Below are 24,535 nucleotides of genomic sequence, written 5' to 3' on the forward strand. Positions count from 1 at the left end.
GGCTCGAGGGGGAGCCGCTGAAGGGCACGACCGGAATCGGTCACACCCGCTGGGCCACCCACGGCAAGCCGACCGTCAACAACGCCCATCCGCACGCGACCGAGCGCGTCGCCGTGGTCCACAACGGCATCATCGAGAATTTCCGCGAGCTGCGCGAGGAGCTCGAGAAGAAGGGCACGGTGTTCCACACCGAGACCGACACCGAGATCGTGCTGCATCTCGTCGACGATCTGCTGACGCGCGGCAACAAGCCCGTGGAAGCGGTGAAGCTGGCGCTGGGACGGCTGCGCGGCGCTTTCGCGCTCGGTTTCATCTTCGCCGGCGACGACGACCTCATGATCGGCGCCCGCAACGGCCCGCCGCTTGCGATCGGCTATGGCGACGGTGAGATGTATCTCGGCTCCGACGCCATCGCGCTCGGCCCGTTCACCGACACGATCAGCTATCTCGAAGACGGCGACTGGGTCGTCTTGACCCACAAGAGCGCTTCGATCTTCGACAAGGACGGCCACGCCGTCCAGCGCGAGAAGATCAAGCACGCCGCCTCGACCTCGCTGGTCGACAAGGCCAATTATCGCCACTTCATGGCGAAGGAAATCCACGAGCAGCCGGAGGTGGTCGGCCACACGCTGGCGCGCTATGTCGACATGGCGACCGAGCGCGTCTCGCTGCCGGTCAAGCTGCCGTTCGACTTCAAGAACATCCAGCGCATCAACATCACGGCCTGCGGCACCGCAAGCTATGCCGGCTTCGTCGCAAAATACTGGTTCGAGCGTTTTGCGCGCGTGCCGGTCGAGGTCGATGTCGCCTCCGAATTCCGCTACCGCGAGGCGCCCTTGCGCAAGGGCGATCTGGCCATCTTCATCTCGCAGTCCGGCGAGACCGCCGACACGCTGGCGGCGCTGCGTTACGCCAAGGCCGAAGGCGTCCACACGGTGGCCGTCGTCAACGTGCCGACCTCGACCATCGCGCGCGAGAGCGAGACCGTGCTGCAAACACTGGCTGGCCCTGAGATCGGCGTCGCCTCGACCAAGGCCTTCACCTGCCAACTCATGGTGCTCGCGAACCTCGCGATCGCGGCCGGCAAGGCCCGCGGCGAACTCTCCGACGAGGACGAGACCAAGCTGGTCCACGGCCTTGTCGAGATCCCGCGCCTGATGTCGGATGCGCTCACCACCGAGCTCCAGATCGAGAAGCTGGCGCGCGAGATCGCCAAATCGCGCGACGTGCTCTATCTCGGCCGCGGCACCAGCTTCCCGCTGGCGCTCGAAGGCGCCCTGAAGCTGAAGGAAATCTCCTACATCCACGCCGAAGGCTATGCCGCCGGCGAACTCAAGCACGGCCCGATTGCGCTGATCGACGAGACCATGCCGGTCGTCGTCATCGCGCCGTACGACCGCGTGTTCGAGAAGACCGTGTCGAACATGCAGGAGGTCGCGGCCCGCGGCGGCAAGATCATCCTGATGACCGACGCCAAAGGCGCGGAGGAGGCGACGGTGGAGTCCCTCGTCACCATCGTCATGCCGGACATGGCGGCGGCGTTCACGCCGATGGTCTATGCAGTGCCGGTGCAGCTGCTCGCCTATCACACGGCTGTCATCATGGGCACCGATGTCGACCAGCCGCGCAACCTCGCGAAATCGGTGACCGTGGAATAGGCAGAAGGGATCAGGCCGGAACGCTAGGTACTCTTCCAAAACCTGCTAGAAGACCCTAGCTTGAGTGCTGCGACCGACCTGGAACCCGAATGACCACCCGCGACGACGCGCCTGCGCCGCTTGATCCTATCCCGGAACCGCATACCGGCCTGATGGGCCGCTTCCGCAACTATTTCCTGACCGGCCTCGTGGTCACGGGGCCGGTGGCGATCACCTTCTATCTGGTCTGGTGGTTCGTCACCTGGGTCGATGGTGTGGTGCGGCCGTTCATCCCGCAGGCCTATCGGCCGGAAACCTATCTGCCGTACGTCATTCCCGGCTGGGGACTGGTTGTCGCATTTTTCACACTGACGCTGGTCGGCTTTCTCGCCGCCAATCTGATCGGCCGAACGTTGGTCGATGTCGGCGAGACCTTTCTCGGCCGGATCCCGGCGGTGCGCGCCATCTATCGCGGCCTGAAACAGGTGTTCGAGACGCTGTTCTCGGGCAAGGGCTCGAGCTTCCGCAAAGTCGGCCTGGTCGAGTTTCCCTCGCCGGGCATGTGGTCGATCGTGCTGATCTCGCAATCGCCGAACGAGGAGGTCGCGCGCAGCCTGCCGGGGCAGGAGGAGCATGTCTCCGTGTTCCTGCCGTGCTCGCCGAACCCGACCACGGGCTTCTTCTTCTATGTACCCAAGAGCAAGATCGTCGAGGTCGACATGAGCACCGAAGACGCCGCGACGCTGATCATGTCGGCCGGCGTGGTGCAGCCGGGCGCCGCGCCCGACCCGAAGAAGGCCGCCGCGCTCGCGGGCATGGCCAATGCCGCGCGCATCGCCAACGCCTCCGCGCTCCAGCCCCAGCCTGCGAAGGTGGAGTAGGGCCATTCCCGTTTCGGATGGCCGCGTTCACGCAAGCCCTTTCGTCCTCTGCTAGTCTCCCGGTTGAATTGAGCGCCTCGCTCGGAATTCGATCTGGAGTGCACGATGTCCAAAACCATTGCGATCCTCGCCCCCGGCGCCATGGGCAGCGCCGTGGCTCGCCGCCTCAGCGAAAACGGCGCGCGCGTGCTGACGTCGTTGAAGGGCCGAAGCGAGGCGACGCAAAAACGCGCGGCGGATGCCGGCATGGTCGGCGCCGAGGACGATGCGATCGCGGACGCCGACATCATCCTCTCGATCGTGCCGCCCGGCGATGCAGTTGCACTCGCCGAACGCCTGGCCGCGCTGATCGTGAGGCGCGCCAAGAAGCCGCTCGTGGTGGATTGCAACGCCGTCAACGTCGATACCGTGCAGCGGATCGAGGAGATCATCGGCTCGGCGCAGTCGCCGTTCGTCGACGGCGGCATCATCGGCTTCCCGCCGCAGCCCGGCGGCAAGAGCCCGGCCTTCTACATGTCCGGCGAGCACGCCGGTGAGGTCGCGGTGCTCAAAGATTTCGGCCTCGACGTGCGCATCGTCGAAGGCCCGGTCGGCGCGGCCTCCGCGCTCAAGATGTCCTATGCCGGCATCGTCAAGGGTCTTGCCGGCATCGGCTCGGCCATGGTGGTCGCGGCGACGAAAGCGGGCGCGGCGGATGCGCTGCGCGACGAGCTGGCGCTGAGCCAGCCCGCGATTCTGGCGCGGCTCGAAGTCGCGCTGCCGGACATGCTTCCAAAAGCCTATCGCTGGGTCGCGGAGATGCGGGAGATTTCCGGCTTCCTCGGCCCCGATCATCCCGCCAGCCAGATCTACGAGGGTTTTGCGCGCTGGTTCGAGCACCTCGCCGAGGACGTGAAAGGCGAGGCGGTGGATGCCGAGCTGATGAAGGCGTTCGCCGCGCGCATCGCGCAGAAGAAGAACTGATGGTCAGGCGACCACTCACCGCGCGCTGAAATCGAGTCTGGCCGCGGGGAAGGGGTAAGCTTCCAAGCAGGGTCCATCCACTCGTCATTCGGGCGCAGCGAAGCAATCCAGAGTCTTGCCACAGAGGGAGTCTGGATTGCTTCGCTGCGCGCGCAATGACGGGGAGGAAGACGTCGCGGGTGCCATCTGTTATTGTTTTCTGCTGAAGCGGAATGGGAGTTCGAATGAGATTTCTCGTGATCGGCGCGGGAGCGCTTGGAGGCTATTACGGCGCTCGTGTGGTCCGGGCCGGTGGCGACGTGACCTTCCTTGTTCGCGCGAAGCGCGCCGAGCAACTGCGCCGGGATGGACTGCAGGTCGTGAGCCCGCATGGCGACTTTGCCGTGCAGCCGAAACTCATCATGGCTGACGATCTCAAGGAGACGTTCGACATCGTGCTCGTCGGCGTGAAATCCTACTCGCTCGACGACGCCATGAATCAGTTTGCGCCGGCGGTCGGGTCAAGTACGATGATCCTGCCGATCCTCAACGGGCTGAAGCATATCGACGCCCTGACCGCGCGGTTCGGCGCCGCGCGCGTCCTCGGCGGGCTCGCGAACGTCAGCGCCGGGCTCGACGCGGATGGTCGTGTCGTTCAGTTCATGGCCAATCAGACCATTGTCTTCGGCGAGATCGAGGGCTCGCTGAGCGAACGTGCGCTCGCGCTGGAGACACTACTCCATGTCCCCGGCATCGACGTGCGCGCCAGCGAAACGATCATGCAGGACATGTGGGAAAAGTTCGTCCAGCTCTCAACGCTGGCCGGCATCACTTGCCTGATGCGCGCAAGCATCGGGGACATCCTGGCCGTGCCGAACGGTGAACAGTCGATCTTCCGCCTGTTCGCGGAATGCTGCGCCGTTGCGACGGCGTCGGGGTTCGAACCGCGCGCTCCGTTCATCGAGTTCGACCGAAAACTCTTCACGACCCTGGACTCGCCGCTCAAGGCCTCGATGCTGCGCGATATCGAGCGCAGTTCGATCACGGAGGCGGAGCATATCCTCGGCGACATGGCCAATCGGGCCCGTACGCTCGGCATCGAGACGCCGCTGCTGGACCTTGCCCGCGCACATGTGGCGGCCTATGAGGTCGGGCGCCGAAGAGCGGCAGGCTAGCCCGCGCCGATCAGCGGGATCGCCTCGTCCCGCTCGTAGAGATACAAGAGGCAGCGCAATGCCTCGCCGCGCTCGCCTTTGAGCTTCGGATCGTCCTTGAGGATGCGCAGCGCTTCGTCGCGGGCCTGGGTGATGAGCTGGCCGTGCACCTCGGAGCGCGCGATGCGGTAGCCGGGCAGGCCGCTCTGGCGCACGCCGAGCACGTCACCTTCGCCGCGCAGCTTCAAATCTTCCTCGGCGATGCGAAAGCCGTCGGTGGTCTCGCGGATCACCTTCAGCCGTGCCTTCGACATCTCGCCGAGCGGCTCGGAATAGAGCAGCAGGCAGGTCGAGGCTTCCGAGCCGCGCCCGATGCGGCCGCGCAGCTGGTGCAACTGGGCGAGGCCGAAGCGCTCGGCGTTCTCGATCACCATGATGGTCGCCGCCGGCACGTCGACGCCGACCTCGACCACGGTGGTTGCGACCAGCAGCCCGATCTCGTGTGCCGCGAACTGGCCCATCACGCGATCCTTCTCGGTGCCCTTCATCTGGCCGTGGACGAGGCCGACGCGGTCGCCGAAACGTTTTTGCAGGCTCTCGAAACGCTTGGTCGCGTTGGTGAGGTGTTCGGTGCCCTCGGCCTCGGATTCCTCGACCAGCGGACAGATCCAGTAGACCAGCTTGCCGGATTCGAGAGCGCGGCCGATGCTGTCTGTGACCTCGCCGAGGCGGCTCATCGAGATGGTGCGGGTCTCGATCGGCTGGCGGCCGGCGGGCTTTTCGCGCAGCTCGGAGATGTCCATGTCGCCGAAATAGGTCAGCACCAGTGTGCGCGGGATCGGCGTTGCGCTGAGGACGAGAACGTCGACGGCTTCGCCCTTCGACGTCAGCGCGAGGCGCTCGCGCACGCCAAAACGATGCTGCTCGTCGACGACGGCCAGCGCGAGATCGTGGAAGATCACGTCGTCCTGGATCAGCGCATGGGTGCCGACGAGCAGATCGATCTCGCCGGCTTCCAGTTGCGCGAGCAGCTCGCGCCGCTCCTTGCCCCTCTCGCGGCCGGTGAGGATTGCGACCCGCACCCCCGCACGTTCGGCGAGCGGCGCGATGGTCTTGATGTGCTGGCGCGCCAGGATTTCGGTCGGCGCCATCAATGCGGCCTGCTTGCCGACTTCGGCAACGGCCGCGGCGGCCAGCAGTGCCACCACGGTCTTGCCGGAGCCGACGTCGCCCTGGAGAAGCCTCAACATGCGCACCGGCTGTTGCAGATCGTTCGCGATCGCCGCGGCGGCCTCGCGCTGGGAAATCGTCAACGCATAGGGCAGGGCGTCGATGATCTTGTTGCGCAGGTGCCCGTCGCCGGCATTGCGGACGCCGGCCGGGCGGCGCAATTGGGCGCGGATCAGGGCGAGCGCAAGCTGGCCGGCGAGCAGCTCGTCGAAGGCGAGGCGGGACCAGAACGGCTTTTCCGGCAATATGTCCGTGAGCTCGACCGGCTGATGCACGCGGGTCAGCGCTTCCACAATTGGCGGGAAGCCGCAGCGGCGCATCACCTCCGGGCTGATCCATTCCGGCAACGCCGGGAGCTTTTGCAGCGCCTGCGCGACCGCGCGGCGGAGCGAGCCGAGCGCGAGGCCGGTGGTCAGCGGATAGACAGGATCGATCCCGGAGAGTTTTGAGATCGCCTCTTCGTCGAGCACCCGGTCCGGATGCACGATCTGCGGGATGCCGTCATACATCTGCAGCGTGCCGGAGACGTAGCGCTTCTCGCCGACAGGCAGCAGCTTTTCGACATAGCCGGGCTTGGCCCGGAAGAACGTCAGCACGACATCGCCGGTGTCGTCGCTGGCATAGACCAGATAGGGCGCGCGGGCGTTGCGCGGCGGAGGCGGGCGGTGGCGATCGACGGTGACCTCCAGCGTCACCATGGTTCCCTGGTCCGCGTCGCGGATCTTCGGCCGCGCCCGGCGGTCGATGACCTGGCTCGGCAGATGCAGCAGCAGGTCGACCAGCCGCGGCGTCTCGCTGCGGCTGAGCAGGTACTGCAACAGCTTGTCCTGCTTCGGGCCGACGCCGGGCAGGGTGGTCACGGCAGCAAACAGCGGATTGAGCAGGCTGGGGCGCATCGGGAAAGCTAAGACCGTTTTTTGCCGTCATGCGCGGCTTTGAGCGAGACGTCCACGCTTTTCTTCCGTGACCGCGCCACGGCTCGGCCGAGGAACTCCGGCCGCGGCTCAGCCATACTATACTGCTCGAAACTCCGCGCCCTTGAAGCGCTTGACCGGCCGGCCGCGCTCGAGCTGACCGTGTGCTGCATGGGCCTCGCTCCGGGCGGCGATCGCCGCCAATTCGCCTTGCAGGTTCAGCAGTGCCGCCAGCCGGTCCAGCGCCAGCGCCCTGTTGCGATGCTGTGAGCGCTGGTCCCGTGCCACGACCGACAGGCCGCTTGGAACGTGGACGGCCCGCACGGCGCTCTCGGTCTTGTTCTGATGTTGACCACCCGGGCCGCCGGCCCGGAAGGCTTCGAAGCGCACGTCCTGGGCGCTTATGGCCTTCGGCGGATCAGGCAGCGGCGGAAGCTCGAACACGCCGATGAACCAGTTCTTCCGCTTGTGATGCGGTCTGAGCGGACTCTGCGCCGTCCATTGGATCGCACCGATCCATGGATGTGCAAAGCTGGCTGCGCCATCGCCGTGGATGACGACCAGCGCCGATGCCGGGCCGTGCGTATCCGGATTCGGCCCCTCCAGGGAATCGGTATCGAACCCGAGCGCGGTCGCTTCGGCGACGATGACTGCGATGGTATTTGCGACCGCGATCCGACATTCCGCCGGCCCGCGCCCGCTGGTGAGCAGAAGTCGGATCATCGGCGATCCTCCTTCCAGCTCTTTTCGCGCCTGATGCCAGCCGTCGCGGCACTGGACTGCGCCTTCTTGAACGTCAGCAGCGGTCGGAAGGTTGCCACCACGCGCACCAGGCCGAACTCCACGAGGTCGGCGATAACGCGTTCGATGCTCTTGTAAGCGTCGGGCGCTTCCTCGGCGAGCAGGCCGCGATCGCCGCAGACAACGATGCCGCCAAAGGGATTGCGCTCCAGCCTTGCGATGTCGGACTTCTTGACTCGCACCCGACCATGCATCGATGCACGATCGTATTTGCGGCCCGCGCCATGCGCGAGCGAGGCAAGCGCTTCGGTCCGCATGTCGGCCAGCGGCTCGACCAGATACGACAGCGTTCCGCGCGATCCCGGCACCGGCACCAGGCCGCGATCGGCGGCGGCCGCCCCCTTGCGATGCAGCGCCATGACGCCGCCGTCCGTCTTGAGCTGACACTCGACCATGTTGTGCGGAAGATCGTTGACGGGACGCAAGTCGGACCGCGCCGCTGCGCCCGTCCGCTCCGCGATGATGCGACGATTGAGCTTTGCCCATCGAACCGCGTGATCGTGCGCCGCCATGTAGGCGTTGCCTTCGTCGCTCCCGATGGAAAGGGTGTCTTGTCCATTGCTCAAAGCCCGCTCCAGAATTGAGGAGCCAAGGCCTCTCGAACCGGAATGGATCAGGACATAGGCAAGGTTCCGATCGAGACCTGCTCGTGCTGCCACCTCCGGCGCGAGGATCTGGTCGATAGCCTGAATCTCGCAGAAGTGGTTGCCGCCGCCGATGCTGCCGAGCGCGGCATCAAAGGCGGTGGTGCCAAGCTTCGCGCCCGCGAGCACGCTTGCCGCGTCGCCCTCCCAGGGCTGGTCGAGCGCGTGCATGCGCTCGGCCAGTTGATCAAGCCGCAGCTTGCGCGCTGCGATGTCCAGCTCGAACAGTGCCATGCCGCAGCCGATGTCGGAGCCGACCAATTGCGGAAAAATCCGGTTCGCCAGAATGGCGCAGCCGACCGGCCCGAATTTGCCGGGATGGAGATCCGGCATAGCGGCCACCGCCCGGACTCCGGGTAGCCCAGCGACATGTTCGAGTTGCAGCGTTGCGTTGCCTTCGATCCACGATTTGGACGAGGCGAAGATGTGGATCGGCGCGCGGCCGTCCACGTTGGCAGAGGTGCCCATTGAAAGCTTTCAGCAGATAGGAATCATCGACACGCGCAGCTGTGCGATGCGCGTGGTTTCCCTGACGGCGCGGCCAACGCGCGCGCTGTTAGGCGATGCCCTCGACGGGGCGGCGAGACATGATCGTCATCGAGCCTTCTCCCTGGTGATCGCGCCAAAAGGGGCGCCAGATCGGAGGGGACACATAACGGTGAAATTGAAAAGCCGCAAGTCGCAGCTGATGCGCGCCGGTCGGGTGGCAATCCCCGTTGCCGGCGGGCGTCTGTTTCGGGCCTGCAAGCCACACCCGGCATTTTTGCACGCATTGACGTCCCGAATGCTGCTGACTTTTCAAGGTGCAAGGCCTATATCACCCCCGCCCGGCACGTCCGGGCTTTCGGCGTTTGACTGGATCTGAGCCATGACGGGAACGACACGATCGAGCAACGGGCTGGACGATCGCCGCAAGCGGCTTCTGTTCCGCTGCTGGCACCGCGGCACGCGCGAGATGGACCTGATCCTCGGCCGCTTCGCGGATGCCGAGATCGGCAATCTGTCCGATACGGAGCTGACCGAGCTCGAGACCCTGCTCGAAGAGTCCGATCCCGACCTCTACGCCGCCATCACCGGCGACAAGGTGCTGCCGGCTGATGTCGCCGGCGCGCTGTTTGCCCGCATCAAGGCGTTCCCGATCACGGACGGCGATCTATGAAGCAGGGGATGAAGTCGCCGGCCGAGCTGCTCACGCCCGGCCGCGCGCTGACGCTTGCCAATGTCGCCGAGGGCGCCGAGGGCCTCGTCATCTCGGATCTGGCGCGCGCCATCGCGGCGCGGCCGAAGAAGCCGGCCGTCAGCCTCGCCGTGGTGTGCCGCGATGGCGCGCGGATGCAGCAGCTCGAACGCGCGCTGCAATTCTTCGCGCCCGATCTGCCGGTGCTGACCTTCCCGGCTTGGGACTGCCAGCCCTATGACCGCGTCTCGCCGCATGGCGGCATTCTCGCCCAGCGCCTGACGACGCTGGCGCGGCTCGCGCCGCTGACCGGCAGCGACAAGCCGCTGATCGTGCTGACCACGGTGAACGCGATCGTGCAGCGCGTGCCCGCGCGCGAGCTCGTCGCGGCGCAGGCGCTGTCGGTCGCGCCCGGCAACGTCGTGCCGATGGACACCATCATCGCCTGGCTCGAGCACAACGGCTACAACCGCTCCTCGACCGTGCGCGAGCCCGGCGAATATGCCGTGCGCGGCGGCATTCTGGACCTGTTTCCGGCCGGCCTCGAGCAGCCGGTGCGTTTCGACTTCTTCGGCGACAGTTTGGAATCGATCCGCACCTTCGACGCCGAGACCCAGCGCACGCTGCTCGACATGCGCGCGCTCGACCTCGTCCCGGTCTCGGAATTCCAGCTCGTCACGGACACCATCCGCCGTTTCCGCATGGGCTATGTCGCCGAGTTCGGCGCGCCCGAGCGCGACGATGCGCTCTACGAGGCCGTCAGCGAAGGCCGCCGTCATCCCGGCATGGAGCACTGGCTGCCGCTGTTCCAGGACCGGATGGACACCCTGTTCGACTATCTGCAAGGCGCAGCCGTCGCGATCGAGCCGCAGGCCGAGGATGCCGTCCGCGAGCGCTTCAAGCAGATCCAGGACTATTACGAGGCCCGCCGCGATGCGATGGAGCATCCCGGCGGCGGCGCCATCTACAAGCCGCTGCCGCCGGATCGGCTGTATTTTACCGAAGACGAGTGGACCAGGCGCCTCGGCGACATCCCCCTGGCGCGCCTGACGCAGTTCTCCGTGCCGGCCGACGGCACCAGCGTCGTCGACGCAGGCGCACGCAAGGGCCGCGATTTTGCGCCGGAGCGCAACGACAGCACCGTCAACGTGTTCGAGTCCGTGGTCAGCCACGTCATGGCGCTGCATGCCCAGCGCAAGAAGGTCGTGATCGCGCTGTGGAGCGAAGGCTCGCGCGATCGCATGACCTCGATGCTGCGCGACCACAAGCTGGCCCACACCACCAGCGTCAACGCCTGGCGGACTGTGCAGGCGACCCCGCGCAACGAGACCATGCTCGCCGTGCTCGGCCTGGAGGCCGGTTTCGAGACCGACGAGATCGCGCTCATCAGCGAGCAGGACATTCTGGGCGATCGCCTGGTGCGGACGCGCAAGGCGAGCCGCAAGCTCGACAATTTCATCTCGGAGATCACGAGCCTCACCGCGGGCGATATCGTCGTCCACGCCGATCACGGCATCGGGCGCTTTGTCGGCCTGCAGACGCTCGACGTCGCCGGCGCGCCGCATGACTGCCTCGAGCTGCATTATGCCGCTGACGCAAAGCTGTTCCTCCCGGTCGAGAACATCGAGCTTTTGTCGCGCTACGGCTCCGACCAGACCACGGTCGAGCTGGATCGTCTGGGTGGCTCCGGCTGGCAGACCCGCAAGGCAAAACTCAAGAACCGCATCCGCGAGATCGCGGGCGAGCTGATCAAGATCGCCGCCGCGAGGCATCTGCACGAGGCGCCAAAGCTGCCGGTGCAGCAGGGCCTTTACGACGAGTTCTGTGCACGCTTCCCCTATGACGAGACCGAGGACCAGTTAGGGGCGATCGAATCCACGCTGAAGGACCTCGAGCTCGGTCGTCCCATGGACCGGCTGATCTGCGGCGACGTCGGCTTCGGCAAGACCGAGGTGGCGTTGCGCGCGGCGTTCGCCGTCGCGCTCGAAGGCAAGCAGGTCGCTGTCGTGGTGCCGACCACGCTGCTGGCGCGCCAGCACGCCAGAACCTTCACCGAGCGCTTCAAGGGCTTTCCGGTCAACGTGGCGCAGGCCTCGCGCCTGATCCCGACCAAGGAGCTGAACCTGGTCAAGAAGGGCATCGCCGATGGCTCCGTCGACATCGTCGTCGGCACCCACGCGCTGCTCGGCAAGGCCATCAAATTCCGCGATCTCGGCCTCGTCATCGTCGACGAGGAGCAGCATTTCGGCGTCACCCACAAGGAGCGGCTGAAGGCGCTGCGCGCCGAGGTGCATGTGCTGACGCTGTCGGCAACGCCGATCCCGCGCACGCTGCAACTGGCGCTGACCGGCGTCCGCGAGCTCTCGATCATCGCTTCGCCCCCGGTCGATCGTCTTGCGGTCCGCACCTTCGTTGCCCCGCACGATCCGCTGATGATCCGCGAAGCGCTGCTGCGCGAGCGCTATCGCGGCGGCCAGGCGTTCTACGTGGTGCCGCGCATCGACGATCTTGCCGAGGTCAAGGATTTCCTCGACAAGAACGTGCCGGAGATGAAGGTCGCGGTCGCGCACGGGCAGATGCCGCCCGCCGTGATCGAGGACATCATGACCGCGTTCTATGACGGCAAGTTCGACATCCTGCTGTCGACCACCATTGTGGAATCCGGCCTCGACATCCCCAACGCCAACACGCTGATCGTGCACCGCGCCGACATGTTCGGCCTCGCCCAGCTCTACCAGCTGCGCGGCCGCGTCGGCCGCTCCAAGCTGCGCGCCTATGCGCTGTTCACGCTGCCGGCGCAGCAGAAGATCACGGCGCAGGCGGAGCGCCGGCTTACCGTGCTGCAATCGCTGGAGACGCTGGGCGCAGGCTTCCAGCTCGCCTCGCACGATCTCGACATCCGCGGCGCCGGCAACCTGCTCGGCGAAGAGCAATCCGGCCACATCAAGGAGGTCGGCTTCGAGCTCTACCAGTCGATGCTGGAGGAGGCGATCGTCAACCTCAAGGCCGGCGTGTCCGAGCCCGCCGCCGACCGCTGGTCGCCGTCGATCACCATCGGCATGCCCGTGCTGATTCCGGAAGACTATGTCGGCGATCTCTCGGTGCGGCTGTCGCTGTACCGACGGCTCGCCGATCTCGACACCGAGGAGGAGATCGAGAACTTCGGCGCCGAGATGCGCGATCGGTTCGGCGTCTTGCCGGATGAGGTGCGCTACCTCTTCAAGGTGGCCGCGATCAAGGCGTTTTGCCGCAAGGCCAATGTCGGCAAGATCGACGCCGGTCCAAAGGGGGCCGTCATCGCTTTCCGCGACAATTCCTTCGCCTATCCCGACCGCCTGGTCAGCTTCATCCGCAGCTACGGCCAGGCCGCCAAGGTGCGGCCCGACATGAAGGTGGTGTTCCTTCAGGATTGGGAGACGCCGGAAGAGCGCCTTGCGGGCACGACGGAGATCATGCGGCAGCTGGCGCAGCTCGCAACGAGCAAGAAGGCGGCGTAGCCTGGGTTAAGCTTATCGCGTCCCGGACAAGCGCCGCGAAGCGGCGCACAGATCCGGTACCCCCGTTCTTTCCTTGGCGCGGGGGACGGGCCAATTCATAAGCCTGCTCGATAAGCCCATACCAATTATGTCATCTAATCGCACGGCGTCCCATCGCCTATAACGAGCTTGCAAGGGCGATCATGCCCCGCCGGCGCGCGAGTGTCCGGGACGCAACCGCGGTGCACAGGAGATTCGTTATGAAGCTGCAAGCCGCGGTTGTCGCATTGCTTGCGCTGATGGCCATGCCGTCGGCCCGCACGGAGGAGAGTGTCGCCATGACCGGATCAAAGCCCGCGCTGACGTCTGCGGACGTTCGGAAGGTTGCCCCTGTACTGGAGGCCTACACGCAAAACCGTCTGCTCGGCGACGTGTGGAAACGGCCCGGCCTTGCGCCACGCGACCGCAGCATCGTGACATTGGCTGCACTGATCGCACGCAATCAGCCGATCGAGATGCCGTATCATTTCAATCTCGCGCTCGATAACGGTGTCAAGCCACGCGAGATCTCGGAGATCATCACCCATCTTGCCTTCTACGCCGGCTGGGCCAATGCGATGTCGGCCGTCGCTGTCGCCAGGGACGTCTTTGCCGCCCGCAACATCGGCGCCGGGGAGCTTCCGGCCGTCTCGGTGACGCCGTTGCCGCTCGACGAGGCCGCCGAGGCGCAGCGTGCCGCGTTCGTCCAGGAGCAGTTCGGCGCGTCCTTTCCGGGCGTCGTGCAGTACACCACCGACGTGTTGTTTCGCGACCTGTGGCTGCGTCCGGACCTTGCGCCCAGGGATCGCAGTCTCGTCACCGTCAGCGCGCTGATCGCCAACGGGCAGATGGCCCAGCTCACGCCGCACCTCAACCGGGCGATGGATAACGGCCTGACCCAGACGGAGGCGTCGGAAGCGATCACGCAATTGGCGTTCTATGTCGGCTGGCCTAACGTGTTTTCGGCGATGCCCGTCGCCAAGGATGTGTTCGCGAAGCGGCCACGTTAGCCGCGTTCGCGCGGCCATCGGGGAGGAGGCTGACTTGACTATCGCGCAACTTCTTCTGATCGGCGCATCCGTGCTGCCGGCAGTCATTTCCGGAGCTGCTGCCGGCACCGATCTGCGGTCGCTCTACGTGCAGGAAGCGGAGATCGAGGTCGATCCCGCGCAGCTTGAGTCCTACAAGGCCGCGGTGGCCGAGCACATCGAGACCGCCACGCGCGTCGAGCCCGGTGTCGTCGCGCTCTATGCCGTCTCCGAAAACGACGATCCCGCACGGGTCAGGGTGTTCGAGATCTACCGGGATCAGGATGCCTACCGGTCTCACCTGGAGACCATCCACTTCAAGACATACAAGGCGACCGTGGAGAAAATGGTCCGGTCGCTCAAGTTGATCCGGACCACGCCCATCGCCTTTGGCGCGCTGCCGAAGTGACAGCTCAGTCCCTGTGGCGGAGCGCCTCGACAAGGAGTGCAAAGGCCGCGGAGGGTTGCCGCCGGCTTGGGTAGTAGAGGTGGTAGCCGGGGTAGGGAGGGCACCAGTCCTCGAGCACCCGCCTGAGGCGCCCCTTGTTGATGTGGGGTTGCACCAGGCCCTCCGGCAGATAGGCCAGCCCGAGGCCTGCAAGCGCGGCCTGGAGCATCTGGGTCGTGGTGTTGAAGAACAATTGACCGTCGACCCGAACCTTGAGCTCCCGCGAACCTTTTTCGAATTCCCAGGAGTACAATCCGCCATGGGTCGGCAGGCGCAGATTGATGCAATTGTGCTCGACCAGTTGCGACGGCTTCTTCGGCTCTGACCGGCTGCGGAAATAAGAGGGAGCGCCGACGACGGCCATGCGCGAGTCGGGGCCGATCCGCACCGCAATCATGTCCTTCGCGACCTGCTCGCCATCCCGCACGCCGGCATCGAAACGCTGCGCGACGATATCCGTCAGTCCGTAATCGCTGACGATCTCGAGCTTGATGTCGGGATAGTCGCGCAACATCTTTGCAAGCTTCGGCAGAAGCACGGCGTCGGTGGCATATTCGGTTGCGGTGATGCGGATGGTCCCGGAGGGCTTTTCCCGAAGCTCGGTCAAGGCCGCGAGCTCGGACTCGATCTCCGCGATCCGTGGACCCACGTTGCGCAACAGGCGTTCGCCGGCGGCCGTGGGCGACACGCTGCGCGTGGTGCGCGTCAGCAGGCGCAGCTTCAGCCGGGCCTCGAGCTCCTTGATGGTGTAGCTGAGCGCGGATTGTGAAATGCCGAGCTTGGCCGCGGCTCTGGTGAAGCTGCCTTCGCGGGCGACGATCAGGAAGGCCGAGAGGTCGTCGAGATTTCCGCGTTGCATTTATCGATCCTGTTTATAAGCCCATGCCGATTATAGTGGCTAGTCCGCATAGCCGCACGCATTAGATTTGCCGCAGTCCCGCAAGGTAAGGCGAGCTCGGCATATGGATCGATCGGACGGTGGCTTCCGGCAAGGCGAGAGCAGCGCTGTGGACGCCTCGGGTGCACTGACGCGCCGGCGCATGCTGTCAGGCGCTGCCGGATTGGCCATGCTGGCATCGTCGCCTGCGGGCTTTGTGAGGGCTTCGCAAAACACTGGCCCGACAATCGGAAGGTTTGGAACAATGGACATCAAACGCAACGGCTCACGCCCCTCCGGCAAGGGCCCCGAAGCATGGTTCTCCGGCACGGTCCGTGTCGATCCGCTCTTTCAGGTCGGTGACCCCGCGCACCTGAGCGGCGGTCAAGTGACTTTCGAACCCGGGGCCCGGACCATGTGGCACACGCATCCGCTCGGCCAGACCCTGATCGTCACGTCGGGCCTCGGCTGGGTGCAAAGCGAGGGTGGGCCGATCGAGGAAATCCGCCCCGGCGACGTCGTCTGGTTTCCGCCCGGCGAGAAGCACTGGCACGGCGCCACCGCGACGACGGCGATGACGCATATCGCCATCACGGAATCGCTCGATGGCAAGAATGTCGACTGGATGGAAAAGGTCAGCGACGCACAGTACCGCAAGTGATGTTGCGCCCTGGCGTGGTGAAACGACCGGGAGATTGAACATGCAGATGCGCAAGCTTGGCGACAGCGGCCTCGCGGTCTCGGCGATCGGCCTCGGCTGCATGGGCCTGAACTATCATCGTGGCCCGGCGCCGGAGCGGCACGAGATGATCGCGCTAATCCGCGCAGCGGTGGAGCGCGGCGTCACCTTCTTCGACACCGCCGAGGTCTACGGCCCGTTCACCAACGAGGAACTGGTGGGCGAGGCGCTGGAGCCGTTCCGGAACGACGTCGTCATCGCCACCAAGTTCGGCCACGATCTCGGGCCGGCCGACGCGCGGCGTTCCGGCGGGCTCGACAGCCGCCCCGAACGCATCCGGCAGGCGGCCGAGGGTTCCTTGAAACGGTTGCGGATCGAGACGATCGACCTGTTCTACCAGCACCGCGTCGATCCGAACGTTCCGATCGAGGACGTCGCGGGCGCGGTCAAGGATCTGATCGCCGCGGGCAAGGTCAGGCATTTCGGCCTCAGCGAGGCCGGCGTCTCCACCATCCGCCGCGCGCATGCAGTCCAGCCCGTCGCCGCGATCCAGAGCGAATATTCGCTCTGGTGGCGACAGCCCGAGACGGAGGTGTTGCCGGCTTGCGAGGAGCTGGGGATCGGCTTCGTTCCCTTCAGTCCGCTGGGGAGGGGCTTCCTTACCGGCAAGATCGACGAGACCACCAGCTTTGGCGGCAATGACAACCGCGCCGGCCTGCCGCGCTTTACGCCAGAGGCGCGCAAGGCGAACCGGCCGGTCGTCGACCTGCTGGCCCGGATCGGCGCCGACAAGCGTGCCACGCCGGCGCAGATCGCGTTGGCCTGGCTGCTGGCGCAGAAGCCGTGGATCGTCCCGATCCCCGGCACGACCAAGCCCGGCCGCCTCGACGAAAACATCGCCGCGGCTGCGGTCACGCTGACACCCGACGAGCTCAGGCACATCGACGCCTTGGTCGCGCAGATCACCATCACGGGCGACCGTTACCCGCAGGCGGAAGCCGCGCGCACGCAGCGCTGACGGCGCCCCGACAATCGACAGGAGAAATATCCATGAACATTTCATTCGAGGGACAGGTCGCGCTGGTAACCGGCGCGGCGTCGGGGCTCGGCCTTGCCACGGCAAAGGCTTTCGCGGAATCCGGGGCGTCCGTCGCGCTGGCGGACTGGAACGAGGACGCGGTGCGAGCTGCGGCAGGCGAACTCGCCAGCCGGGGTCACAAGGCCGTCGCCATCCGCTGCGACGTCTCCAATGACGCGCAGGTCGAGGCCATGGTCGCGAAGACGGTCGCCGCCTTCGGCAGGCTCGATGTCGCCTATAACAACGCGGGCGTCCAGAATGTTCTCGCAGAGACCGCCGACACGACTCGCGAGGATTACGACCGCGTCATGGGGATCAATCTCCGCGGCGAGTGGAGCTGCATGAAATTCGAACTGCAACACATGCGCAAACAGGGACGCGGCGCAATCGTCAATTGCTCGTCTCTCGGGGGACTTGTGGGAGGCGCCGAGCGCGGCATCTATCACGCCGCCAAGCACGGCGTTCTTGGCTTCACCAAGAGTGCGGCGCTCGAATATGCGGCACGCGGCATCCGCATCAATGCGATATGTCCCGGGCTCATCTGGACGCCGATGGCAGACCAGATGGTTGCCGGCGGCCAGGGCGATGCGCTCAAGGCCATGGAGAAGAGCGTGCCGATGGGACGCGTCGGCCGTCCCGAGGAGATCGCGACTGCGGTACTCTGGCTCTGCAGCGACGCAGCCAGCTATGTGACCGGCCAGTCCATCTCGGTGGATGGTGGCTTCATCATGCGTTGAAGGGGACGGGCGCTCGCGAAGATCCGCGAGCGCGGCGTGACCTCAGAAGGAGCCGTCCGTCGACCTGGAGAGGTCCGCGTAGGCCCGCGCTTCCTCGAGGCGGGCTTCGAGGGCCGGCTGGACCACGGCAAGCGCGTCGCTGCCGGCCACGAACTGCCTGGGTGGATTGTCCATCCCGGCGATCTTGACCAGGGCATGGGCCAGCCTGGCCGGGTCACCCTGCTGGGCGCCGTAGTAGCCCGACCACATGGTTTCGGCGCTGCCTTCCGCCGCGTAGTCCTCGATGGAGCTCCGGGCATATTTGTCGTTGTGAGCTTCCAGAAGGTCCGTCCGGAAGAAGCCGGGTTCGACCGACGTGATCTTGATGCCGAACGGCTCGATCTCGTGGGCCACCGACGCCGATACCAGCCGCCGGCAAACGCCGCCCGCGCTCGCCGCACTCATTGCCGCGCTGCGTTACAAGCCGTAAGCGCGGGCGTCGTGTGGCTACGACGCCGCCCGCGACGCGTCGGCCGACAGCCGCGCCAGCAGTGACCGCGCCGTATCCGACGGCGACAGCGAATCCACGCTGACGACGGGATCGCTGCGCATCTCGTGCTTGCCGTTCGAAGTATGCCGCATCACTGCTGACAGCCGGCGGGCGATCATGTGCGCGGTGCGGAAGTCGGTCTCGGCGAACACGACGATGACCGAGCCGTCCTTCTGCGCCGCGCCAAAATCCATCTGCCGCATCAGGCGGCTCAAAATACGCGCGGCGTCCAGCTGGGCGCGGGGATTGTTGGGATCGAAGGCGAAGCGCGCCACCGACAGGCCGCCGCCGCGGGCCAATGTCTGCTCGACCGCCCTGGCGAAATCGCGGGCAAAGGCTTCCGTCGTCAGCAGGCCGCTGCGCGGATCGAGCCAGCCGCCGGCATCGATCGAGCGCAGCGTGCGGCTCAATTGCGCTTCCGTCGCGTGCTGGCGGATCAAGGGCAGCGCGTTGGCGGCAACCTTCGCCGGCTCGCCCGGGATCAGCTCGAGATTGGGCAAATCGTAGGTCTGCGTCAGCTGGTGCGCGGTGACGACCACGGGCAGGGTGCGGAAGCGGGTGTCCTCGGCAAGCACCGTGAGGAAGGCATCCGTCACGCGCGCCGTGAACCCCTCGGCCAGCACGACGCCGTCGATGTCGCGGGTGTTGAGGTGCTTGGCTGCGGCCTCGATCGAGAGCGCGCCGATGACGCCGACGCGCTCACCGAGCGCGACGGAGAGTGCGGGATAGGCCGCGCCGCGGCCGATCAGCAGCACGGTGGCATCGCGCGACGGATCGCTCTCAGGCAGAGCGACCTTCACCTCGGGCAGCCGGCGCAGCACGGTCGCATGAAGGGTGCGGACGCGCAGCGCGGCGCGCAGCCGCGCGCCCAGGCGATCGGGCGGGCCGCCGCGCGAGGCGAAGGGCAGGGCGTTGGGCGGCAGCGTGCCCGGCGCATCCAGGGCGACGAAGGGAAGGTAGGGCGATTGGTCGGCGATCTTGCGGGCGAGCAGCGCCAGATGCGGCTCATGTCCGCTGGTCATCGCGGCGAGGACCGCGGCCGGCTGCACCTGCTCGACCGCGCGCGATGCACTGGCCCAGTCGGTGTCGACCACGGGGAAGAGACGGGCCTCGTCCAGCGCCGCGACGATTGCGGGTCGCTCGGCATTGGACACAAAGAGGATCGGGCCCGCCTGGGACATTAAGGAACTCTGATCACGCAAAGGGTGCTGCGCAATCTAGTTTGGCCGCCTTAATGCAGCGTCAACGATGGCAGCGAAAGTGCCTTCAGGCCGCTCCGGAGCGGTCGCGAAAAGCCTCGACCATCAGGGGGTTAAGCCCGAGCTCGTTGAGCGCCTCGCGGGCGCGCGCATTGTCCTGGGCGCGGCCGGCGAGCCGGTGACCGGAGAGGCGGTCGGGCAATGCAGTGAGCAGGGCGCCCTGGCCGAGCCGGCGCGCCCATTCCTGGAGGTCGTTCGAGAGGAAGCGGTAGCCGCCCACGGCCATGATCCCGGAGGGCGGCGCGGTGATGCAGATCGCGCCGCTCGGACGATCGAGCCGCGCCGCATAGCCGGTGTCGACATAGTCGCGGGGCGGCTGCGCGATCAGGGTGTCGCCGACCGGCTGCGGCGGGGCGTAGGCTGCGATCGGCACCATCGCGCCGCGCAGGCCGAGCGTGCCTTTCGGCGTCAGCAGGATCTCGCCGGCAATGGAGGAGCCGGACTGCTCGCGCGGGGCACCGTGCGGCCCGGGCATGACAGGCACGGGCATGCCGTCCTCGCCGCGGCGGGCGCCGAACAGACCGGCCTCGCCGAACAGGTAGACGTCGGTGAGCGGCGCATGTGGCGCGGTCCAGGCCTCGCTCGCGGCGACCTGCTCGGGCGCGCGCCACAGGCCGACGACGTTGCGCAAGGTCGGCATCCGCGCCGCCAGGCCGGCATCGCCGAGCCGCAATGCGAGCTGCGCGGGCGCGATCAGCACCTCGCATTCATGCTCGTTGATCTGCTGCTCCAGCACGTCGTTCTCGAACGGATGATGCAGCGCCAGCGCGCCGCCCGACAGCAGCCAGACCGCGAGCGAGGAGGCGAGGCCGGCGAATGACATCGGCGTGAACGCCGCCATCACGGTCGCGCCCTGCTTGATGTCGGCTTCGAGCGACATCGCCAGCCCGCCGGCGATCAGGCTGAAATGCGGCCGCGGCACCGGGCGAAAGCCTTCCGCGGTGACGTCGAAGGAGATCATCGCCGCCTTGCGGCCGTCCTGGATCACGGCGCGCGTGGTGCCGGGCGGGCGGGCCAGCACGTCATCGAGCGAGGCCATCCCCTCAGGCAAATCGGTGCCGAAGCCGCAGACGTGACGGATCGAGAAGGCTTCCGCCGCGGCATGCATCGCAAGGTCGGCATAGCTGACGCCATCGACCTTGCTCATCGTGACGATGGCGCGCGCCGCGGTGCGGTTGAGCGCGGCGGTCAGTTCCGCGTGGCGCCACAGCAGCGGCAGCACGGCGACGACGAGCCCGGCGCGATGGGCGGCAAGCACGGTCAGCACGAACTCGACCGTGTTGGGCAACTGGATGGCGATGACCGAATTGGCCGGCAGGCCCGATTCGACGAAATAGGCCGACAGCGCCTCGATGGCGGTATCGGCCTCGGCATAGCTCAGCCGCCGCGGCTGGTGCCCGGTCACGCGCGCCTTGTTGAGGGGATCGAGCAATGCGGCCGCATGCGGCTGGCGTATCAGCGTGCGCTGGAACAGCGTGTCGAGCGTCGGCGATATTGCTGGCTGGTTCACGGCGTCACTTTGCTTGACTGGGCTCACCCTTCGACCACCAGCTCTCCGGCAGGTAGCCGGACAACGCGGTAGCCTTTGGTCGTTCTATCCGATTCCAGCGCGCGATCCATTGCTCGGATACGTTAAAGAGGGGGATTGTGTAGAAGCCCGCGATCAGGGCGCGGTCGAGCGCGCGCACCGCCGAGACGAAGGCCGTATGTTCACGGGCCTCCAGCAGGGCGCCGATCATGGCATCGACCGCCGGATCCCGGGCGCCCATGTAGTTGCGGGTCCCCGGATTGTCGGCGGCAGCGCTGCCCCAATAGAAATACTGCTCGTTGCCGGGCGATAGCGACTGGTCCCAGCGGTTCTGGATCATGTCGAACTCGTAGGCGAGCCGGCGCTGGTCGAACTGGACGGGATCGACCGCGCGCACGCTCGGCTCGATGCCGGCGCGCTTGAGGTCGCGCTGGAAGGCGAGCGCGATGCGTTCCTGGTCGCGGGTGGTGACCAGGATCTCGAAGGTGAAGGGCGCCTTGGTGGTACGGTTGCGCAGCACGGTGCCGTCGAGATCGTAGCCGGCCTCCGACAACAGTTTCAGCGCGGCGCGCAGCGTGGTGCGGTCGCGCCCCGAACCGTCGGTGACCGGCAGGCGATAGCTGCCGTCCATGATGTCGGCCGGAATGCGTGCGGCGAACGGCTCGAGCAGCTCGTGTTCGCGCGCATCCGCGGGCTTGCCATAGGCCGACAGGTCCGAGCCTGCAAAATAGCCTGCGACGCGCGAATAGAGCCCGAAGAAATAGTTGCGGTTGATCAGCTCGAAATCGAACAGCAGCGTCAGCGCCTGGCGCACGCGAATGTCGGCGAAGACAGGACGGCGGGTGTTGAACACCAGGAATTCGGAAGGTTGCGGCGTGCCGGGCTTGACGGTGTCGCGGATCACGTCGCCGCTTCTGGCGGCGGGAAAATCGTAGCCGTCGTGCCAGCGCAGCGGCTCGGTCTCGATGCGGAAATCGTAGAGGCCGCGCTTGAAGGCCTCGAACTGGCCGTTGGCCTCGCGAAAATAATCGAGCCTGATCTCGTCGAAATTGTAGAGCCCGCGATTGATGGCGAGGTCGCGGCCCCAATAGTCGGGATTGCGCGTGAGCGTCACGCTGGCGCCGGGCTTCACCGCCGTGACCCGGTACGGGCCGGAGCCGACCGGCCCCGTCAGCGTCGTCTCCTCGAAGGCCGCGACGTCGACCGCGTGCTTGGGCAGGATCGGCATCAGGCCGAGGATCAGCGGCAATTCCCGGTCATTGGCACCGGCAAGATCAAAGCGGACGGTGAGGGGATCGGGCGCCGCGGCCTTGACGACCTTGGCGTAATATTGCCGATGGTTGGGACGGCCGTGATCGCGCAGCAACTGCCAGGAGAACAGCACGTCCTCGGCCTGCACCGGCTTGCCGTCGGAGAAGCGGGCACGGGGATCGAGGCGGAACGTGACGAAAGTCCGTTCGTCGTCGGTCTCGACGGTCCTGGCGAGCAGGCCGTAGAGCGTGAACGGCTCGTCATAGCCGCGTGCGAGCAGGCTTTCGACGACATAGCCCCGCATCTGCTGCACGGCCAATCCCTTCACGATGAAGGGATTGAGGCTGTCGAAGGTGCCGAGAATGCCCCAGGTCACCCGGCCGCCCTTGGGGGCTTCGGGGTTGGTGTAGGGCATGTGGGTGAAATCGGCGGGCATCGCCGGCCTGCCGTGCATGGCGATGGCATGGGCCTCGTCGGCCCGCGCGCTGCTTGCCGACAGTCCGGCGGTCACGGCCAGGACAAGGGCGGAGGCGAGGATGCAAAGGCGGATGCCGGGGCCCTCGATCAGGCGCTGGAACATGAACATCGGCACACGTTGATTCGAGGACCGGCGGGCCTGAATCCTATCACAGGGAATTTCACCGGGCGCAGGCGAGAGCGCGGTCAAAGATGGTTGTCGGCATTGATCTTTTCGTCGGCCACGTTAAGAAGGCACGCAATCGCGCAAGAGCGCCGAGCCCGTCACTTATCCGCCTCATTTGACGGGGAGAGAGCCGCGCCCAAGGCGGCCAGGTTCGGCGCTTCGGAGCGGTTCGGGCACTTCCCGTTCAGAAAGGGTTTTCCGCAATGAATTTCCGTTACTTGGCCGCGTCCGTCCGGCCGCGCGGGCAACTTCTCGCCCTGTTGACGGCGACGGCGTTGGCCGTCCCGTTTGCCGCCGAGGCCCAGACCCCGGCGCCGGCCCCGGGCGCACCGACGCCGCCCAAGGCGGCCCCGAAAGCGGCTCCGAAGGCCGCCCCCAAGGCTCCGGCGCCCGCCCAGGCGCAGCCGGCCCAGCAGCAGGCTCCCGCGCAGGGCGCTCCGGCGCAGCAGCAGGGTGCGGCTCAGCCGGCGGATCAGCAGATCCAGCTGATCTACGCCCCCTGGACCAAGTTTTGCCTCAAGGGCCAGGACGCCAATGCCAAGCAGGTCTGCTTCACCGGCAAGGACGGCCGCATCGAGTCCGGCCAGCCGGTCATCGCCGCCGTCATCATCGAGCCGGAAGGCGAGCCGAAGAAGATCCTGCGCGTGACGCTGCCGCTCGGCATGCAGCTCGTGCACGGCACCCGCATTATCGTGGACAACAACGCGCCGCTTCAGAGCCCGTATGTGATCTGCTTCCAGAACGGCTGCATGTCGGACTACGAGGCCACGCCCGAGCTCATCGGCAACATGAAGAAGGGACAGAATCTCGTCGTCCAGGCGATCAACGCCAACGGCGCTCCACTGACCCTGCCGCTGCCGCTCGCCGGTGAATTCCAGAAGGCCTATGACGGTCCGCCGACCGATCCGAAGGTCTTTGAGGAAAACCAGAAGAAGCTCCAGGAAGAGCTTCAGAAGAAGGCCGACGAGCAGCGCAAGAAGCTCGAGCAGGGTGGCGGCGTCCCCGGCGCGCCTCCGGCTCAGCAGAAGTAATCGGACGACCGACGTCCAGACATGAAAAAGGCGCTCGTTTCGAGCGCCTTTTTTGCTGTCTTGTGTGTGGGCGCGATACCGGTTCGCGCCAAGAAAACGCGTCAGGAAAACGCGTCGAAACCAGAGGCTAGTTCAGCGAGGGATTGCGCGGACGATAGCCGCCGGCCTTGTCCTTGATGAAGATCTCGGCGACCTGGGAATGCCGGACCGGCTCGCCGGACTCGTCGGGCAACAGGTTCTGCTCGGAGACATAGGCGACGTATTCCGACTCGGCGTTCTCCGCGAGCAGATGGTAGAACGGCTGGTCCTTGTGGGGCCGCACTTCCTCGGGGATCGACAGCCACCACTCCTCGGTGTTGTTGAATTCCGGATCGATGTCGAAGATCACGCCCCGGAACGAGAAGATCCGGTGGCGCACGACCTGTCCGATCTGGAATTTGGCGGTCCGCGCTTTAATCATTCCCCGTCGATAGACCAGGATTGTGGCCGATGCTAGTGGCCTGATCTGGAATTAACGTCTGCGCTCGGGGCAGATAGCCCTCAAGCCTTCAG

The 24,535-nt window shown here is 66.1% G+C and carries 21 protein-coding genes; 12 read left to right on the forward strand and 9 right to left on the reverse strand.

Features of this window, described 5'->3' with window-relative positions:
* The 4 genes from glmS to panE form a co-directional block, all read left to right on the forward strand.
* Positions 1 to 1,658, forward strand: a 1,658-nt coding sequence (gene glmS / locus PMI42_RS00605; RefSeq protein WP_008129558.1) for a glutamine--fructose-6-phosphate transaminase (isomerizing), incomplete at its 5' end; no start/stop codon positions are given.
* A gap of 89 nt (positions 1,659 to 1,747) precedes the next feature.
* A complete protein-coding gene (locus tag PMI42_RS00610; protein WP_008129560.1) occupies positions 1,748 to 2,518 on the forward strand; it encodes a DUF502 domain-containing protein in 771 nt (256 codons plus the stop codon).
* Between the two features lie 105 nt (positions 2,519 to 2,623).
* The gene (locus PMI42_RS00615) at positions 2,624 to 3,481 is read left to right on the forward strand and encodes an NAD(P)-dependent oxidoreductase (RefSeq protein ID WP_008129561.1); all 858 of its coding nucleotides are present in this window, start codon (positions 2,624 to 2,626) and stop codon (positions 3,479 to 3,481) included.
* Positions 3,482 to 3,705: 224 nt separating this feature from the next.
* Positions 3,706 to 4,635, forward strand: coding sequence for a 2-dehydropantoate 2-reductase (gene panE, locus PMI42_RS00620; protein ID WP_008129562.1), 930 nt, complete (start codon positions 3,706 to 3,708; stop codon positions 4,633 to 4,635).
* Here panE and recG read toward each other — a convergent pair.
* The 3 genes from recG to PMI42_RS00635 form a co-directional block, all read right to left on the reverse strand.
* Positions 4,632 to 6,740, reverse strand: coding sequence for an ATP-dependent DNA helicase RecG (gene recG / locus PMI42_RS00625; protein WP_008129563.1), 2,109 nt, complete (start codon positions 6,738 to 6,740; stop codon positions 4,632 to 4,634). The genes panE and recG overlap by 4 nt on opposite strands.
* A gap of 117 nt (positions 6,741 to 6,857) precedes the next feature.
* Positions 6,858 to 7,481, reverse strand: coding sequence for a peptide chain release factor H (prfH, locus tag PMI42_RS00630; protein WP_008129564.1), 624 nt, complete (start codon positions 7,479 to 7,481; stop codon positions 6,858 to 6,860).
* Positions 7,478 to 8,671, reverse strand: coding sequence for an RNA ligase RtcB family protein (locus PMI42_RS00635; protein WP_008129565.1), 1,194 nt, complete (start codon positions 8,669 to 8,671; stop codon positions 7,478 to 7,480). The genes prfH and PMI42_RS00635 overlap by 4 nt, the downstream gene beginning before the upstream one ends.
* A 400-nt stretch (positions 8,672 to 9,071) precedes the next feature.
* On the opposite strand from PMI42_RS00635, the gene PMI42_RS00640 reads away from it, so the two are divergent.
* From PMI42_RS00640 to PMI42_RS00655, 4 genes are all read left to right on the forward strand, one after another.
* Positions 9,072 to 9,362, forward strand: coding sequence for an FAD assembly factor SdhE (locus PMI42_RS00640; RefSeq protein WP_008129567.1), 291 nt, complete (start codon positions 9,072 to 9,074; stop codon positions 9,360 to 9,362).
* On the forward strand, positions 9,359 to 12,877 hold the full coding sequence (gene mfd, locus PMI42_RS00645) for a transcription-repair coupling factor (RefSeq protein ID WP_008129569.1): 3,519 nt from the start codon (positions 9,359 to 9,361) through the stop codon (positions 12,875 to 12,877). Before PMI42_RS00640 ends, mfd begins: the two co-directional genes overlap by 4 nt.
* Before the next feature lie 239 nt (positions 12,878 to 13,116).
* Positions 13,117 to 13,905 carry a carboxymuconolactone decarboxylase family protein gene (locus tag PMI42_RS00650; RefSeq protein WP_008129571.1) on the forward strand — a complete coding sequence of 263 codons (789 nt, stop codon included), beginning with the start codon at positions 13,117 to 13,119 and terminating at the stop codon, positions 13,903 to 13,905.
* A 34-nt stretch (positions 13,906 to 13,939) separates the two neighbouring features.
* Positions 13,940 to 14,332: a putative quinol monooxygenase gene (locus PMI42_RS00655; protein WP_008129573.1), complete on the forward strand. Its 393-nt coding sequence runs from the start codon at positions 13,940 to 13,942 to the stop codon at positions 14,330 to 14,332.
* A gap of 4 nt (positions 14,333 to 14,336) precedes the next feature.
* On the opposite strand, the gene PMI42_RS00660 is transcribed toward PMI42_RS00655, so the two are convergent.
* On the reverse strand, positions 14,337 to 15,230 hold the full coding sequence (locus PMI42_RS00660) for a LysR family transcriptional regulator (protein ID WP_008129575.1): 894 nt from the start codon (positions 15,228 to 15,230) through the stop codon (positions 14,337 to 14,339).
* 283 nt (positions 15,231 to 15,513) lie between these two features.
* Between PMI42_RS00660 and PMI42_RS00665 the strand changes: the two genes are divergently transcribed.
* The 3 genes from PMI42_RS00665 to PMI42_RS00675 are packed head-to-tail and all read left to right on the forward strand — an operon-like array spanning position 15,514 to position 17,742.
* Complete coding sequence (locus PMI42_RS00665; protein ID WP_008129576.1) at positions 15,514 to 15,909, forward strand: (R)-mandelonitrile lyase; 396 nt, start codon at positions 15,514 to 15,516, stop codon at positions 15,907 to 15,909.
* 40 nt (positions 15,910 to 15,949) lie between these two features.
* The gene (locus PMI42_RS00670) at positions 15,950 to 16,945 is read left to right on the forward strand and encodes an aldo/keto reductase (RefSeq protein ID WP_008129578.1); all 996 of its coding nucleotides are present in this window, start codon (positions 15,950 to 15,952) and stop codon (positions 16,943 to 16,945) included.
* 32 nt (positions 16,946 to 16,977) lie between these two features.
* The gene (locus PMI42_RS00675; RefSeq protein WP_008129580.1) at positions 16,978 to 17,742 is read left to right on the forward strand and encodes an SDR family NAD(P)-dependent oxidoreductase; all 765 of its coding nucleotides are present in this window, start codon (positions 16,978 to 16,980) and stop codon (positions 17,740 to 17,742) included.
* A gap of 42 nt (positions 17,743 to 17,784) precedes the next feature.
* On the opposite strand, the gene PMI42_RS00680 is transcribed toward PMI42_RS00675, so the two are convergent.
* From PMI42_RS00680 to PMI42_RS00695, 4 genes are all read right to left on the reverse strand, one after another.
* On the reverse strand, positions 17,785 to 18,186 hold the full coding sequence (locus PMI42_RS00680; protein WP_008129582.1) for a Rossmann-fold NAD(P)-binding domain-containing protein: 402 nt from the start codon (positions 18,184 to 18,186) through the stop codon (positions 17,785 to 17,787).
* A gap of 42 nt (positions 18,187 to 18,228) precedes the next feature.
* Positions 18,229 to 19,452: a hypothetical protein gene (locus PMI42_RS00685; protein WP_008129585.1), complete on the reverse strand. Its 1,224-nt coding sequence runs from the start codon at positions 19,450 to 19,452 to the stop codon at positions 18,229 to 18,231.
* An 85-nt stretch (positions 19,453 to 19,537) separates the two neighbouring features.
* The gene (locus PMI42_RS00690) at positions 19,538 to 21,040 is read right to left on the reverse strand and encodes a class I adenylate-forming enzyme family protein (RefSeq protein WP_035964149.1); all 1,503 of its coding nucleotides are present in this window, start codon (positions 21,038 to 21,040) and stop codon (positions 19,538 to 19,540) included.
* Between the two features lie 4 nt (positions 21,041 to 21,044).
* The gene (locus tag PMI42_RS00695) at positions 21,045 to 22,895 is read right to left on the reverse strand and encodes an extracellular solute-binding protein (protein ID WP_008129588.1); all 1,851 of its coding nucleotides are present in this window, start codon (positions 22,893 to 22,895) and stop codon (positions 21,045 to 21,047) included.
* Positions 22,896 to 23,155: 260 nt separating this feature from the next.
* Here PMI42_RS00695 and PMI42_RS00700 point away from each other — a divergent pair, with 260 nt between their 5' ends.
* Positions 23,156 to 23,983: an invasion associated locus B family protein gene (locus tag PMI42_RS00700; protein WP_008129590.1), complete on the forward strand. Its 828-nt coding sequence runs from the start codon at positions 23,156 to 23,158 to the stop codon at positions 23,981 to 23,983.
* Between the two features lie 127 nt (positions 23,984 to 24,110).
* Here the strand turns inward: PMI42_RS00700 and hspQ are convergent, their stop codons facing one another.
* Entirely contained in the window at positions 24,111 to 24,443 is a 333-nt protein-coding gene (gene hspQ, locus PMI42_RS00705) for a heat shock protein HspQ (RefSeq protein WP_008129592.1), read from the reverse strand.
* Between the last annotated feature and the right edge of the window lie 92 nt (positions 24,444 to 24,535).

The organism is Bradyrhizobium sp. YR681, from assembly GCF_000282615.1.
Lineage (GTDB): Bacteria > Pseudomonadota > Alphaproteobacteria > Rhizobiales > Xanthobacteraceae > Bradyrhizobium.